The organism is Jiangella alkaliphila (assembly GCF_900105925.1).
Lineage (GTDB): Bacteria > Actinomycetota > Actinomycetes > Jiangellales > Jiangellaceae > Jiangella > Jiangella alkaliphila.
On sequence record NZ_LT629791.1, the window covers coordinates 1,412,914 to 1,427,194 of the forward strand.

Annotated in this window: 11 protein-coding genes and 1 riboswitch; of the genes, 9 read left to right on the forward strand and 2 right to left on the reverse strand. The window is 73.0% G+C overall.

Translation table 11 applies throughout. The features are described 5' to 3' along the window. Positions 1–4: 4 nt before the first annotated feature. The gene (locus BLV05_RS06570; protein ID WP_269149040.1) at positions 5–2,398 is read right to left on the reverse strand and encodes a Tex family protein; all 2,394 of its coding nucleotides are present in this window, start codon (positions 2,396–2,398) and stop codon (positions 5–7) included. 149 nt (positions 2,399–2,547) lie between these two features. After that, positions 2,548–2,660: riboswitch (SAM riboswitch) on the forward strand. Between the two features lie 32 nt (positions 2,661–2,692). On the opposite strand from BLV05_RS06570, the gene BLV05_RS06575 reads away from it, so the two are divergent. The 5 genes from BLV05_RS06575 to BLV05_RS06595 all read left to right on the forward strand — a co-directional run bounded on the left by BLV05_RS06575 (position 2,693) and on the right by BLV05_RS06595 (position 7,233). Next, positions 2,693–3,985 (forward strand): aminotransferase class V-fold PLP-dependent enzyme, encoded by a 1,293-nt coding sequence (locus tag BLV05_RS06575; RefSeq protein ID WP_052762115.1) that lies wholly within the window; start codon positions 2,693–2,695, stop codon positions 3,983–3,985. 16 nt (positions 3,986–4,001) lie between these two features. Next, on the forward strand, positions 4,002–4,982 hold the full coding sequence (locus tag BLV05_RS06580; RefSeq protein WP_082154924.1) for a M28 family metallopeptidase: 981 nt from the start codon (positions 4,002–4,004) through the stop codon (positions 4,980–4,982). 72 nt (positions 4,983–5,054) lie between these two features. Then, positions 5,055–5,801 (forward strand): CAP domain-containing protein, encoded by a 747-nt coding sequence (locus BLV05_RS06585; RefSeq protein WP_152690568.1) that lies wholly within the window; start codon positions 5,055–5,057, stop codon positions 5,799–5,801. A gap of 38 nt (positions 5,802–5,839) precedes the next feature. Then, a complete protein-coding gene (locus BLV05_RS06590; protein ID WP_046766861.1) occupies positions 5,840–6,238 on the forward strand; it encodes a MerR family transcriptional regulator in 399 nt (132 codons plus the stop codon). 8 nt (positions 6,239–6,246) lie between these two features. Next, positions 6,247–7,233, forward strand: coding sequence for an aldo/keto reductase (locus BLV05_RS06595; protein WP_152690605.1), 987 nt, complete (start codon positions 6,247–6,249; stop codon positions 7,231–7,233). Here the strand turns inward: BLV05_RS06595 and BLV05_RS06600 are convergent. Further along, the gene (locus tag BLV05_RS06600) at positions 7,188–8,045 is read right to left on the reverse strand and encodes a YndJ family protein (protein ID WP_046766860.1); all 858 of its coding nucleotides are present in this window, start codon (positions 8,043–8,045) and stop codon (positions 7,188–7,190) included. The two genes, BLV05_RS06595 and BLV05_RS06600, sit on opposite strands and share 46 nt — an antisense overlap. 157 nt (positions 8,046–8,202) lie before the next feature. Between BLV05_RS06600 and BLV05_RS06605 the strand changes: the two genes are divergently transcribed. The 4 genes from BLV05_RS06605 to BLV05_RS06620 all read left to right on the forward strand — a co-directional run bounded on the left by BLV05_RS06605 (position 8,203) and on the right by BLV05_RS06620 (position 14,281). Next, complete coding sequence (locus tag BLV05_RS06605) at positions 8,203–8,907, forward strand: YggS family pyridoxal phosphate-dependent enzyme (RefSeq protein ID WP_046766859.1); 705 nt, start codon at positions 8,203–8,205, stop codon at positions 8,905–8,907. A 158-nt stretch (positions 8,908–9,065) separates the two neighbouring features. Beyond that, positions 9,066–11,690: a type I DNA topoisomerase gene (gene topA, locus BLV05_RS06610; RefSeq protein ID WP_046767175.1), complete on the forward strand. Its 2,625-nt coding sequence runs from the start codon at positions 9,066–9,068 to the stop codon at positions 11,688–11,690. A gap of 253 nt (positions 11,691–11,943) precedes the next feature. Further along, positions 11,944–12,885 carry an alpha/beta hydrolase gene (locus tag BLV05_RS06615; RefSeq protein ID WP_046766858.1) on the forward strand — a complete coding sequence of 314 codons (942 nt, stop codon included), beginning with the start codon at positions 11,944–11,946 and terminating at the stop codon, positions 12,883–12,885. Position 12,886: 1 nt separating this feature from the next. Continuing rightward, complete coding sequence (locus tag BLV05_RS06620) at positions 12,887–14,281, forward strand: dihydroorotase (protein ID WP_046766857.1); 1,395 nt, start codon at positions 12,887–12,889, stop codon at positions 14,279–14,281.

Sequence of the window (14,281 nt, forward strand, 5' to 3'; positions counted from 1 at the left end):
GGGGTCAGCGGTCGTAGCCGGCCCGCCGGAACGCGTCGGCAATGGCGCCGCCAGGGGTGGAGTCGCGGGTGGAGTCACGCTCGCGCGGCGGCCGGTTGCGGGGCGGCTTCCCGCCGCCTGGCTGACCGCCGCCTGGCTGACCGCCGCCTGGCTGACCGCCGCCTGGCTGACCGCCGCGGGGCTGGCCGCCGCGCGGCTGCCGGCCGCCGGCGCCGGGCGCGGGCAGCTCGTCGTCGAGGCGCAGCGTCAGCGAGATGCGCTTGCGATCGACGTCGACGTCCATGACCTTGACCTGCACGACGTCGCCGGGCTTGACCACCTCGCGCGGGTCGGACACGAACCGCTTGGACATCGCCGACACGTGCACGAGACCGTCCTGGTGCACGCCGACGTCGACGAACGCCCCGAACGCGGCGACGTTGGTCACGACGCCCTCCAGTCGCATGCCGGGCGTGAGGTCGGTGAGCTTCTCGACGCCGTCGCTGAACGTGGCGGTCTGGAACGACGGGCGCGGGTCGCGGCCGGGCTTCTCCAGCTCGCGCAGCACGTCGGTGACCGTCGGGACGCCGAAGACGTCGTCGGCGAAGTCGGCCGGACGGAACTCGCGCAGCGCCCGGGTGTCGCCGAGCAGCCCCTTGAGATCACGCCCCGAGGTGCCGACGATTCGCCGGACCAGCGGGTACGCCTCGGGGTGCACGCCGGAGGTGTCGAGCGGGTCGTCGCCGCCCTGGATGCGCAGGAAGCCGGCGCACTGCTCGAACGCCTTCGGGCCGAGCCGCGTGACCTCCTTGAGCGCGGTGCGGGTGCGGAACGGGCCGTGGTTCTCGCGGTGCGTGACGATGTTCTCGGCCAGCCCGGGCGTGATGCCGGAGACACGGCTGAGCAGCGGGGTCGAGGCGGTGTTGAGGTCGACGCCGACGGCGTTGACGCAGTCCTCGACGACGGCGTCGAGCGAGCGGGACAGCGAGAAGTCGGGGAGGTCGTGCTGGTACTGGCCGACGCCGATGGACTTCGGGTCGATCTTCACCAGCTCGGCCAGCGGGTCCTGCAGCCGCCGGGCGATGGACACCGCGCCGCGCAGCGAGACGTCCATGCCGGGCAGCTCCTGCGACGCGAACGCCGATGCGGAGTACACCGACGCACCGGCCTCGGAGACCATGACCTTGGTCAGCCCGGGCCGCAACTTGACGAGGTCGGCGGCGAGCTTGTCCGTTTCACGTGAAGCGGTGCCGTTGCCGATGGCGACGAGGTCGACGTCGTGCTCGCGCGCCAGCCGCTCCAGCGCCGTGAGCGCCTCGTTCCACCGGTTCGTGGGCTGGTGCGGGTAGATCGTGTCGGTGGCGACGACCTTGCCGGTGGCGTCGACGACGGCGACCTTCACGCCGGTGCGGAACCCGGGGTCGAGGCCGAGCGTGGCGCGGGTGCCGGCCGGCGCGGCCAGCAGCAGGTCGCGCAGGTTGGTGGCGAAGACCCTGATCGCCTCCTCCTCGGCCGCCTCGCGCAGCCGCGTGCGCAGGTCGAGGTCGAGGCGGAGCAGGATGCGGGTGCGCCAGGCCCAGCGGACGGTCTCGCCCAGCCACGCGTCGGCCGGCCGGCCTTCGTCGCGGATGCCGAAGCGGTGCGCGATCTCGCCCTCGTACGCCGCGGTGGAGCCGTCGTCGCCGGTGGGGTCGACGGTGAGGTCGAGGACCTGCTCCTTCTCGCCGCGGAACATCGCCAGCACGCGGTGCGACGGCAGCTTCGTCAGCGGCTCGGCGAACTGGAAGTAGTCGGCGAACTTCGCGCCGGCCTGCTCCTGGCCCTCGCGCACCTTCGCCGTCATGCGCCCGGCCGTCCACACCTGCTCGCGCAGCGTGCCGATGAGGTCGGCGTCCTCGGTGAACCGCTCGACCAGGATCGCCCGGGCGCCGGCCAGCGCCGCGGCGGCGTCGTCGACGCCGGCCTCCGGGTTCAGGTACGCCGCGGCCGTTGCCTGCGGGTCCTGCGTGGGGTCGGTGAGCAGGCCGTCGGCCAGCGGCTCCAGCCCGGCCTCGCGGGCGATCTGGGCCTTCGTGCGCCGCTTCGGCTTGTACGGCAGGTAGATGTCCTCGAGCCGGGCCTTGGTGTCGGCCAGCAGGATCTGCACCTCGAGGGCGTCGTCGAGCTTGCCCTGCTCGCGGACCGACTCGAGCACGGCGGCGCGGCGCTCCTCCAGTTCGCGCAGGTAGCGCAGCCGCTCCTCGAGCGTGCGCAGCTGGGTGTCGTCGAGCCCGCCGGTGCGCTCCTTGCGGTAGCGCGCGATGAACGGGACGGTGGCGCCCTCGTCGAGCAGGCCGACGGCGGCGCCGACCTGGGGCTCGCGGACACCGAGCTCGTCGGCGATGCGCTGCTGGACGGACGGCAGGGCGGGCTTGGGCACGTGGTTCCACTCTCTTCGGCAGGACGTCTCCGGCATTCTGCCGCGCCGGGCCGGATCGCCGCGAGCCGGTGTGGATTCTCATTCCCTGAGACGATCTCGCTCAATGGGTGGACGGGTTGCCGAGCGGGTGGCTAGGCTTCCGGTCGAAAGGTCATGAGCGCCAGCGCCAAGCCCCGGCTCGCTGGCCGGCAACCCTCCGCCGCGGTGGGGTGCCCCGGGTGACGACCTGGCCGGCTCGATCCCGAGACGGCAAGCGCGGATCCGTGCCCCGGGTCCCGGAGACCTGGAGGACCCGTGACCGTGACCGACCTGCCCCGCGTCCACGCGCCGCTGCCGGCCGCCCCCATTCAGCCGCTGCTCCCCGTGGTCGGCGCCGACCTGCGGGCACCGCTGGCCGCCGGCGGCGACGCCCGCTACGTCAACCTCGACTACGCCGCCAGCGCACCGGCGCTGCGGGCCGTCGCCGACCACGTCGCGGAGATCCTGCCGACGTACGCGAGCGTGCACCGCGGCGCCGGGTACGCCTCGCAGCTGTCGACCCAGCGCTACGAGGACGCCCGCGCGAGCGTCGCCCGGTTCGTCGGCGCCCGCCCCGACGACGTCGTCGTGTTCACCCGCAACACGACCGACGCGCTGAACCTGCTGGCCGGCTGCGTGCCCGACGGCGGCGAGGTGGTCGTCCTCGACCTCGAGCACCACGCGAACCTGCTGCCCTGGCAGCGCGGCCCGCACCGCGTCGTCGAGGCCGCGCCGACGCTGGCGCAGACCCTCAGCCGCCTGCAGGTCGAGCTGGCGCGGCGCCCGGCCGCGCTGCTGGCCGTCACCGGCGCCTCGAACGTGACCGGTGAGCAGCTGCCGCTCGGCGCGCTGGCCGGGCTGGCGCACCGCAACGGCGCGCGCATCGCCGTCGACGCCGCGCAGCTGGCCCCGCACCGGCGCATCGACATCGTGGCCGGCGAGCTGGACTACGTGGCGTTCTCCGGGCACAAGCTCTACGCGCCGTTCGGCGCCGGCGTACTGGTCGGCCGGCGCGACTGGCTCGACGCCGCGCCGCCCTACCTGGCCGGTGGCGGCGCCGTCCGCGAGGTCACGACGACGGCGACGCAGTGGGCGCCTGCGCCGGCCCGGCACGAGGGTGGCTCGCCGAACGTCATCGGGGCGGCCGCGCTGGCCGCGGCGTGCGAGGCGGTCGCGGCGCTGCCCGAGGGCTGCGTCGAGGTGCACGAGTCGGCGCTGCGCCGGCGGCTGCTGGCCGGCCTTGACCGCATCGAGGGCGTGCGGACGCTGCGGTTGTGGCCCGACAGCGCCTCCGCCGTCGGCGTCGTCGCCTTCACCGTCGACGGGTACGCCGCGCGGCAGGTGGCCGAGTACCTGTCCGAGGAGCACGCCATCGGCGTGCGCGACGGCCGGTTCTGCGCCCACCCGCTGCTCGCCCGCCTGGGTGTCGACGACGGTGCGCTGCGGGCCAGCTTCGGCCTCGGCTCCACCTCCGCCGACGTCGACCGCCTGCTGGGCGCGATCGAGCGGCTGGTCACCGAGGGCACCACCCGCGCGTACGCCGTCGGCGCCGACCGCCCCTGCGACTAGCGACGTACCATGCAGAGTGGCCAGGTGGAGTCTCGCGGCGGCCGCCGTTCTCGCCCTGACAGCGACGGCGTGCAGCGGCGACGACGAGCCTGCGTCGGCGCCGTCGCCGTCGATCCTGACCGGGTCCGAGACCCCGACACCCACGCCCACGCCGACGCCGACACCCACCCCGACGCCCACGCCGGTCCCGCCGCCGGTGTTCGACCCGGCCGCCGCGTACGCCGTCGTCGAATACCTGGCCGGGACGGTCGGGCCGCGCGAGGCGACGTCGGCGGGCTTCCAGCAGGCGGCGCAGTACGTCGTCGACACGATGACGGCGCTCGGCTACGAGGTCACGACGACGCCGTTCCCGGTGCCGGCCGGCAACTCCTGGGGCGTCGACGTCGAGGCGGGGACGTCGACGAACGTCGTGGCCGACCCGCCCGGGTTCGACCCCGCCCGGCCGCACGTCGTCGTCGGCGCGCACCTCGACACCGTGCCGCAGGCGCCGGGTGCCGAGGACAACGCGTCCGGCATCGGCGTGATGGCCGAGCTGGCCCGCATGGCCGCAGCGCAACCGCCGGGCGTGCCGGTGCGGTTCGTCGCGTTCGGCGCCGAGGAGCCGCGCGGCGACGGCGACTCGATGCACCACTTCGGCTCCCAGTTCTACGTGCGTGAGCTGACGGCGGAGCAGGCGGCCGCCACCGCCGGCATGGTGTCGCTGGACCGCGTCGGCGTCGCCGCCGACCACGTGCCGGTGTGCACCGGCGGCCGCGGCACGACGGCGTTGCGCGACGCGCTCGTGGCCGCCGCCGCGACGGCCGCCGTCCCGGTGCAGACCTGCGAGAACCGGTCCAGCGACCACTGGTCGTTCGAGAAGGCCGAGCTGCCGTCGGCGCGGCTGGGCAGCGTCCCGTACGAGGGCTACCACTCGGCCGGCGACGTGCCCGCCGTCGTCGACCCGGCCCAGCTGGACCGCGCCGGCACCGTCGTCTGGGCCTGGCTCGGCACGCTCTGACCAGGAACCAGGAGGTTTCGGACACTCCGGGCCGGGGCAAGAATGCCCTCCGTCGAAGGGACGGAGGCGGGCATGCGGCCAAGGCGGGCGAGGACCGCGGCCTGCGCGGCCGTCATCGCCGTCCTCGTGACGGCCGGCTGCGGCGACGACCCGGTCGCGGTCCCGCGGGCCGAGAGCGCCCAGCTGATCCCCTTGGACGCCTCGCCGCCGGCCACCGAGACGCCGACCGTCACGCCCACCCCGACGCCGACACCGACGCCCACCCCCACCGAGACCGCGGAGCCGGAGCCCGAGGAGGAGCCGACCCCGACGGAGGAACCGGAGCCCGAGGAGCCGGACGAGCCGGAGCAGACCACCGAGCCGGAGGAGCCGGACGAGCCGGACGAGCCCACCAACGTCGGCTCGCCGGATCCGTCGCAGGAGCCCGACCCCGAGGGCATGTCCGAGCGGGAGCAGGAGGTCGTCGACCTCACCAACGAGGTCCGCGCGGACGAGGGCTGCGGCCCGCTGCGCGCCGACGACCGGCTGCACGAGGCGGCCGCCGCGCACAGCGAGGACATGGCCGAGCGCGACTACTTCGACCACGTCACCCCCGAGGGCGTCGGGCCGGGCGAGCGGGCCGAGCGGGCCGGCTACGACAGCTGGGGCGGCGAGAACATCGCGTGGGGCTACCAATCCGCCGAAGCCGTCGTCGAGGGCTGGATGGACAGCGACGGTCACCGGGCGAACATCCTGAACTGTGACTTCGAGGCGATCGGCGTCGGCGCGGCCGACAGCGGCCGCGGACCGTACTGGACGCAGACGTTCGGCTACGAATGACTTGACTTCGAGTGCACTCGAAGTCCTACCGTCGAAGCGTGACGACGCTCGACGTGCGCGAGACCCCGATCATCCCGCCGACCGAGACCATCTCCGAGGTGGCCGGACGCACCGGCGTGACGGCCCACACCCTGCGCTACTACGAGCGCATCGGCCTGCTCGACGTCCCGCGCGACAGCGCCGGGCGCCGGCACTACACCCCTGACGACGTCGACCGGGTCGTGTTCATCACCCGGCTGCGCATGCTCGACATGCCGATCCGCGACATCCAGCGCTACTTCGAGCTGGTCGCCCTCGGCCCGGGGACGGAGCCCGACCGGCTGGCGCTGCTGGTGAAGCACCGCGAGGCGGTCCGGCTGCGCATGGAGGCGCTGCGCGTCGCCCTCGACGTCGTCGACTTCAAGATCGCCAAGTACGGCGGGACGGCGGCGCCGTGACCCCGCCGATCCCGCGGCGCGCCCTCGGCCGGTCCGGCCTGACGGTCTCCGCTCTCGGCCTGGGCTGCATGGGCATGACGCACGCCTACGGCTCCGGCGACGACACCGAGTCCGTCGCCACCATCCACCGCGCCCTCGACCTCGGCGTCACGCTGCTCGACACCGCCGACCAGTACGGGCCGCACACCAACGAGCGGCTGGTCGGACGGGCCATCGCCGGCCGGCGCGACGAGGTCGTGCTGGCCACGAAGTTCGGCATCGTCCTCGACCCGTCCGACCCGCTGGCGCGCGGCTACGACGGCAGCCCGGCGTACGTGCGGTCGTCCATCGAGGGGTCGCTGCGGCGGCTCGGCGTCGACCACGTCGACCTGTACTACCTGCACCGGGTGGACCCGACGGTCCCGATCGAGGACACCGTCGGCACGATGGCCGAGCTGGTCCAGGCCGGGAAGGTCCGGTACCTCGGCCTGTCCGAGGCCGCTGCCGACACGATCCGCCGGGCGCACGCCGTCCACCCCATCGCGGCCCTGCAGACGGAATGGTCGCTGTGGAGCCGCGACCTCGAGGGCGACGTCGTCGGCACCTGCCGTGAGCTGGGCATCGGGCTGGTGCCGTACAGCCCGCTCGGCCGCGGCTTCCTCACCGGCGCCATCACCTCGCCGGACGACTTCGGCCCTGACGACTACCGGCGGCACAGCCCGCGGTTCCAGGGTGCGGCGTTCGAGCAGAACCTTCGGCTGGTGGCGCGGGTGCGCGAGCTGGCCGCCGCGAAGGGCGTCACGCCGAGTCAGCTGGCGCTCGCCTGGGTGCTGGCCCGGGGCGACGACGTCGTGCCGATCCCGGGAACGAAGCGGCGCAGCTACCTGGAACAGAACCTCGGCGCGCTGGACGTCACGCTCGACGCCGCCGACCTGAAGCTGCTCGACGACATCGTCCCGGCCGGCGACCGCTACCCGGACATGAGGTTCGTCGCCGGGGTGTCGCCGGAGCGCTGAACCCGGCGCCAGGCGAGCAGCCCGCACACCGCGAAGCCGAGCGCGTTGGCCAGCCCGTGCGTCGCGGCCATCCAGGTCAGCGACAGGTGCGGTACGGCGTCCCAGACGTGCCCGGCGGCCCAGCTCAGCGCCAGCAGCATCGTCACCGCGAGCACCGCCGCGCTCACCGCGAACAGCGTCCGGGTGAGCCGGCTGCGGGCCGAGGTCGCGACGTCGCGCCAGACCGTCCAGCCGAGCAGCCACATACCGGCCGTCAGCACGACGGCGCCGGCCAGCTCGACGCCATCGCCGGTGAAGTAGCCGAGGAACACCAGCGCGATGCCGCCCGGCACGGTCAGCGCCGCGATCGACGACGACGGTGACGGCGCGCGGCTCACGGTCAGCCCGGCGACGAGGGCGGCCGCGAACCCGGCGTAGTGGAAGTGCGCGACCGTCAGCAGCTGCGTCGTCATGCCGAAGCCGAACAGCTCCCAGCCGCCGCGCTCGGCGACCAGGCTGCTGGCGGCGATCGACGGCGCGACCATCGCGGTGAGCACGGCGATCTCGACCGGGGCCAGCGACCGGCGGCGCAGCAGCCGCAGCAGCGCCAGCACGGCGAGCCACGCCGCCACCGCGGCGTAACAGCAGGCCAGCACGACGGCGAACGCGTCACCGCGGCCGAGCAGCAGGGACAGCCCGCCGAGCAGTCCCGCGAACGGCCACACCTGCCCGACTGGACCGAGCCGCTGCCGGTCGTCGTCGATCAGCCGCAGCCCGAGCGGCACCACGACGACCATCCCGAGCGCGAGGATCCAGCCGACCAGTACCGTCACGGAAGAGACCCTAGGAGGGCCGGGCATACCGGCGACAAGAGGGGGCCGGAGGTCTCCTCGACGTCGTCGGTGCGAGGCGCCGAGCCAGGGTGACCGTACCTACGGCCATGCCCGGCCCGACGACAATGGATGACAGAGTTCACCTGGAAGGGGATCGATGCCGGCCGACGCGGACATCCGGGCCAACCTCGCGGCGGTGCGTGCCCGCGTCGACGCCGCCTGCGTGGCGGCCGGCCGGGCGCCGGACGAGGTCGAGGTGCTGCTGGCCACGAAGACGCAGCCGGCCGCGCGGATCGCCGAGGCGATTGCCGCCGGCGCCCGGCTGATCGGCGAGAACCGGGTCCAGGAGCTGGCGGCGAAGGACGCCGAACTCGCCGGGCTGCCGTGCGAACGGCACTTCATCGGCCACCTCCAGTCGAACAAGGTCAACCAGGTGCTGCGCTACGTCAGCTGTGTGCAGTCCGTCGACGGCGCCGACCTCGCCGACCGCCTGCAGCGCCGGCTCGAGACCCTCGACCGCACACTCGACGTGCTGGTGCAGGTCAACACGTCCGGAGAGGCGAGCAAGTCCGGCGTGTCGCCGGACGAGGCCGTCGCCGTCGTCCAGAAGGTGGCCACCCGCGACCGGTTGCGGGTTCGCGGGCTGATGACGGTCGGGCTGCAGTCGCCCGACGACGCCGCGGTGCGGGCGTCGTACCGCGAGCTGCGCGAGGTCCGCGACCGCGCGGCCGACGTCATCGGCGCCGGTCTCCCGGTACTTTCGATGGGGATGAGCGGCGATCTGGAGGCCGCCGTGGCCGAGGGCGCGACGCTGGTCCGGGTGGGTTCGGCGGTGTTCGGCCCGCGGCCACAACCGGACTGATGTCGCAGCGGACGGCGGTGTTGATCATTGGGTGCGGAGATCGTCGTCCGGTTATCCTCTTCGCGTCTCGGGAACAACGTCGGATACCGTGCGTTGTCGCAGGGAGAGTTCGGGAGCCGAAGGGGTCGGTTCACCGTGCCCGGGAGTGAGGAGCATTCATGGCCCGATCCACGAACGGCACGGCTGCCCGCCGCCGTCTCGTCGTCGTGGAGTCGCCGGCGAAGGCCAAGACCATCGCCGGCTACCTTGGTGACGGCTACATGGTCGAGTCGTCGTTCGGCCACATCCGCGACCTTCCGTCGAAGAAGACGGAGGTCCCCGAGGCCGAGCGTGAGCGATACGGCAACCCCGTCGGCGTCGACGTCGAGGGTGGTTTCGAGCCGCTGTACATCGTGCCGGCCGGCCGCGCCAAGGACCAGGTCAAGAAGCTCCGGACCATGCTCAAGGAGGCCGACGAGCTCCTGCTCGCCACCGATGAGGACCGCGAGGGCGAGGCCATCGCGTGGCACCTGCGCGAGGAGCTGAAGCCGAAGGTCCCGGTGCGCCGCATGGTCTTCCACGAGATCACCCGCGACGCCATCCGGGCCGCCGTCGAGAACCCCCGCGAGATCGACGAGGACCTCGTCGACGCCCAGGAGACGCGCCGCATCGTCGACCGCCTCTACGGTTACCAGGTCTCCCCGGTGCTGTGGCGCAAGGTCATGCAGGGCCTGTCGGCGGGACGGGTCCAGAGCGTGGCGACCCGCCTGGTGGTCGACCGCGAGCGTGAGCGCATGGCGTTCCGCTCGGCGGAGTACTGGGACCTCACCGCGACGCTCGACACCGGCACGTCCGACGACCCGCACGCGTTCGAGGCCCGGCTGGCCACCGTCAACGGCACCAAGGTCGCCACCGGCCGCGACTTCGACGCCCGCGGCGAGCTGCGCGGCGGCGAGGTCGTCGTGCTCGACGAGCAGCGCGCCCGCGCTCTGGCCGCGGCGCTCGGCGACGTCGACTACACCGTCCGCTCGGTCGAGGCCAAGCCGTACACCCGCAAGCCGTACGCGCCGTTCCGCACCACCACCATGCAGCAGGAGGCCTCGCGCAAGCTGGGCTACGGCGCGGCCCGCACCATGCAGGTGGCGCAGCGGCTGTACGAGAACGGCTTCATCACCTATATGCGTACCGACTCCATCACGCTGTCCGACTCCGCGCTCAACGCGGCCCGGGCGCAGGTGGCGGAGCTGTACGGCGCCGAGTACCTGCCCGATGCGCCGCGCAAGTACACCAGCAAGGTGAAGAACGCGCAGGAGGCGCACGAGGCGATCCGCCCGGCCGGCGACTCCTTCCGCACCCCGGCCGAGACCGGCCTGCGCGACGACGAGTACCGGCTCTACGAGCTGATCTGGATGCGCACCGTCGCCTCGCAGATGCGCGACGCCAAGGGCGAGACGGTGACCGTCCGCATCGGCGCCACCGCCACCACGGGCGAGCCGGTCGAGTTCAGCGCGTCCGGCCGCACCATCACCTTCCACGGCTTCCTCAAGGCCTACGTCGAGGGCGCCGACGACCCCGAGGCCGAGCTCGACGACCGCGAGCGCCGGCTCCCGCAGCTCGCCGAGGGTCAGGGCCTGATGGCGGCCGGCGTCGAGCCCGAGGGCCACAGCACCAAGCCGCCGGCCCGGTACACCGAGGCCACGCTGGTCAAGGAGCTGGAAGAGCGCGAGATCGGCCGCCCGTCCACGTACGCGTCGATCATCCGGACCATCCTCGACCGCGGCTACGTGTTCAAGCGCGGCACCGCGCTGGTGCCGGCCTGGCTGGCCTTCGCGGTGGTGCGGCTGCTCGAAGAGCACTTCACCCGGCTGGTCGACTACGAGTTCACCGCCAAGATGGAGGACGTCCTCGACGAGATCGCCGGCGGCCGGGCCGACCGCGCCGCCGAGCTGGCGCAGTTCTGGCACGGCGACGACAGCGTCGATGGGCTGAAGAAGCTCGCCGACAACCTCGGCGAGATCGACGCCCGCGAGATCTCGTCGTTCCCCATCGGCGACGGCTTCACCGTGCGGGTCGGCCGCTACGGGCCGTACCTCGAGGACGCCGAGGGCAACCGCGGCAGCATCCCCGAGGACCTCCCGCCCGACGAGCTGACGTCCGACGTCGCCCGCGAGCTCGTGGCCCGGGGCAACGGCGACCGCGAGCTGGGGGAGAACCCGGCCACCGGCCGCGTTGTCGTCGCGAAGTCCGGCCGCTACGGCCCGTACGTCACCGAGGTGCTGCCCGATGACGCACCCAAGAACGAGCGCCCGCCCACGGCGTCGCTGTTCAGCACCATGTCGGTCGACACCGTCACGCTCGAGGACGCGCTGCGGCTGCTCACGCTGCCCCGCGTGGTCGGCGCCGACGCCGAGGGCACCGAGATCGTCGCCAGCAACGGCCGCTACGGCCCGTACGTCAAGAAGGGCACCGACACCCGCTCGCTGCCCGACGAGGCGTCGCTGTTCACCGTCACGGTCGACGAGGCCGAGAAGCTGTTCGCGACGCCCAAGGGCCGCCGCGGCGCCCGCGCCGCCACGCCGCCGCTGCGCGAGCTGGGCACCGACCCGGTGTCGAACAAGCCGCTGGTGGTCAAGGACGGCCGGTTCGGCCCCTACATCACCGACGGCGAGGTCAACGTGACCGTGCCGCGCGACACCGACATCGAGAAGCTGACGCACGAGCGCGCGGTCGAGCTGATCGCCGAGAAGCGGGCCAAGGGCCCGGCGCCGAAGAAGCGGGCCGCGCGGGCGCGTTCGCGCAGCTGACACCGGTCGCCCGCCGGACGACGCTCGGCTCCGGCCGGTCGGCCGGCCGGTCGGCGGGCCCGGCGGGAGTGCGCCCCGGCCTGACCCGGCGTGGGCGCTCTTGCAGTGCGTGACGTGCACCCGCTGGGCGTAAGCCCGCCCCTGCCGTGCCATTGGATACAACATAAGATAGCCAGCCGTCCGCCGTGTGGCATCTTGCCCGATCTGGCGCCGCACTTTAGACTCTGTATCAATTATCCAATATGGAGGTTCGATGCGGAGCGAAGACGTCGTCTTCTACAGCGAGGGCAGCCGCGTCTCGGCGTCCTGGCGCACGCCGGATCGGTTCGACGGGTCGCTGCGGGCGATCGTGCAGGGGCCCGGCTGGCTCGGCCTGAAGGACGCCAACCTGTACGTCCGGTACCACGAGGCGCTCACCGCCGCGGGCTTCGGCGTGCTGATCTTCGACTACCGGGGCTTCGGCGACTCCGAGGGCGAGAAGAAGCTCTCCCCGGCCGTCCAGCTGCAGGACCTGCGCAACGCCGTGACGTACCTGACGACGCGCGACGACGTCGACTCCGACCGCATCGGCGTGTTCGGCTCGGGCGGCACCGGCGGGGGCAACGCCGTCCTGCTCGCCGCCGTCGACGACCGCGTCCGGGCCGCCGTCAGCCAGCTCCCGGTCGCGAACGGACGCGACTGGCTGCACCGCATGCGCTCGGAGTACGAGTGGCTCGACTTCCTCAAGGGACTCGACGACGACCGCCGCGAGCGGGTGACCACGGGCAAGGGCCGGCTGGTGCACCCGCGCGAGGAGATCATGGTCCCGACGCCGGAGCGGCGGGCCACGAAGGTCAAGGCCGACGTCGACGGCCGCATCCCGACGGCGGTGTCGCTGGCCGCGGCGGACGAGATCCTCGAGTACGACCCGTTGACCGCGGCGCGCACGCTGACCACGCCGCTCCTGGTCGTCGGCATCGAGGGCGACGCGACCACGCCCACCGACCACGCCGTCGCGATCTACGAGGCCGCGAAGGGCCCGCGCAGCCTGGTCATGCAGCGGCACACCACGCACTACGCCGCCTACGACAAGTACTGGGAGCAGGTCACCCCGGCGATCGTGAGCTGGTTCGACACCTACCTGGCCAACGGCGACGTCGTCATCACGACCCAGGACGGCCCGCCCGCGTCCGTCACCTACGTGGAGGAGCGCTGACATGACCGTGACGACCCGGATCAGCGGAGGCGACGTCGTCACTCCGAGCGGCACGGTCCGCGCCGACGTCCTCATCGGCGACGACGGCACCATCGCCGGGCTGGTCTCGCCCGGCACCACGATCGGCGACGACGCGACGGACATCGACGCCACCGGGCGGCTGGTGCTGCCGGGCATGGTCGACGTCCACGTGCACACCCGCGAGCCCGGGTACACGCACAAGGAGGACATCACCACCACGACCGAGCAGGCCGCGGTGGGCGGTGTCACCACGATCTTCGGCATGCCGAACCTCGACCCGCCGACCACGGACCGCAAGACGCTCGACGAGGTCCTGGCGCTGTACGCGGAGAAGTCGATCGTCGACTACAACCACAACCCGGCGCCGACGAACTTCGACGACATCGCGTCGATGGCCGAGGCCGGCATCAACGCCTACAAGATCTACATGGTGGTCGACACCGGCCGCACGTACCCGCACCCGGCCGGCACCGGCATGCACGACCACGGCCACCTGCTGCAGATGATGGACCTGATCAAGCCGACCGGGAAGCGGTTCATCATCCACCCGCACGACCAGGCGCTGATGGACTACATCGAGGGTGAGGTGCTGGCCCGCGGCGACAACACCCCGCAGGGCTACGCCGGCGCCTACGCCGCCCGCGACGGCGTCATCTGGGACACCGCGATCGACGTCGTGCTGCGGCTGTCCGAGGCGTCAGGCTGCCCGATCCACATCGCCCACATGCAGACCCGCCGCTCCATCGACGCGGTGCGCCGGGCCAAGGCGCGGGGCGTCGACGTCACCGGCGAGGTGAACCACTGGGCGCTGTTCCTGTCGACGTGGAGCGACGTCGAGACGCTGGGCCCGTACGCGCTGTCGTACTGGGTGCCCGACGACCACCGCGCGGCCGTCTGGGAAGGCCTGCTCGACGGCACCATCGACGTCATCTCCTCCGACCACGCGCCGCACACGCGCGAGGAGAAGGAGATCGGCTGGACGAAGATGTGGAGCGCCCACACCGGCACGCCGGGCATCCAGTACTACTACCCGCTGCTGCTCGACGCGGTCCGCCAGGGCCGGATCCCGCTGGAGCGCGCCGTCGAGGCCGCCGCCCGCCGCCCGGCCGACGCGTTCGGGCTGGCCGGCGTGAAGGGCCGCATCGAGGTCGGCTACGACGCCGACCTGGTCATCGCGAACCTCGACAGCCCGTGGACGATCACCAACGACGACGTCCTGTCCCGGGTCGGGTGGACGCCGTACGACGGCCGGAGCATCGGCGTCCGGTTCGAGCGCACCCTCGTCCGCGGCGCGGACGTCTTCGCCGGCGGCGCCGTCGTCGGAAAGCCCGGCCACGGCCGGCTCGCCACCGCCCACAACTCCGAAGGACGTTGA

Coding starts and splice junctions, on each gene's coding strand:
- BLV05_RS06585 (WP_152690568.1), top strand. CDS start 5,055: ATGCGGCCAAGGCGGGCGAGGACCGCGGCCTGCGCGGCCGTCATCGCC.
- BLV05_RS06605 (WP_046766859.1), top strand. CDS start 8,203: ATGCCGGCCGACGCGGACATCCGGGCCAACCTCGCGGCGGTGCGTGCC.
- topA (WP_046767175.1), top strand. CDS start 9,066: ATGGCCCGATCCACGAACGGCACGGCTGCCCGCCGCCGTCTCGTCGTC.
- BLV05_RS06615 (WP_046766858.1), top strand. CDS start 11,944: ATGCGGAGCGAAGACGTCGTCTTCTACAGCGAGGGCAGCCGCGTCTCG.
- BLV05_RS06620 (WP_046766857.1), top strand. CDS start 12,887: ATGACCGTGACGACCCGGATCAGCGGAGGCGACGTCGTCACTCCGAGC.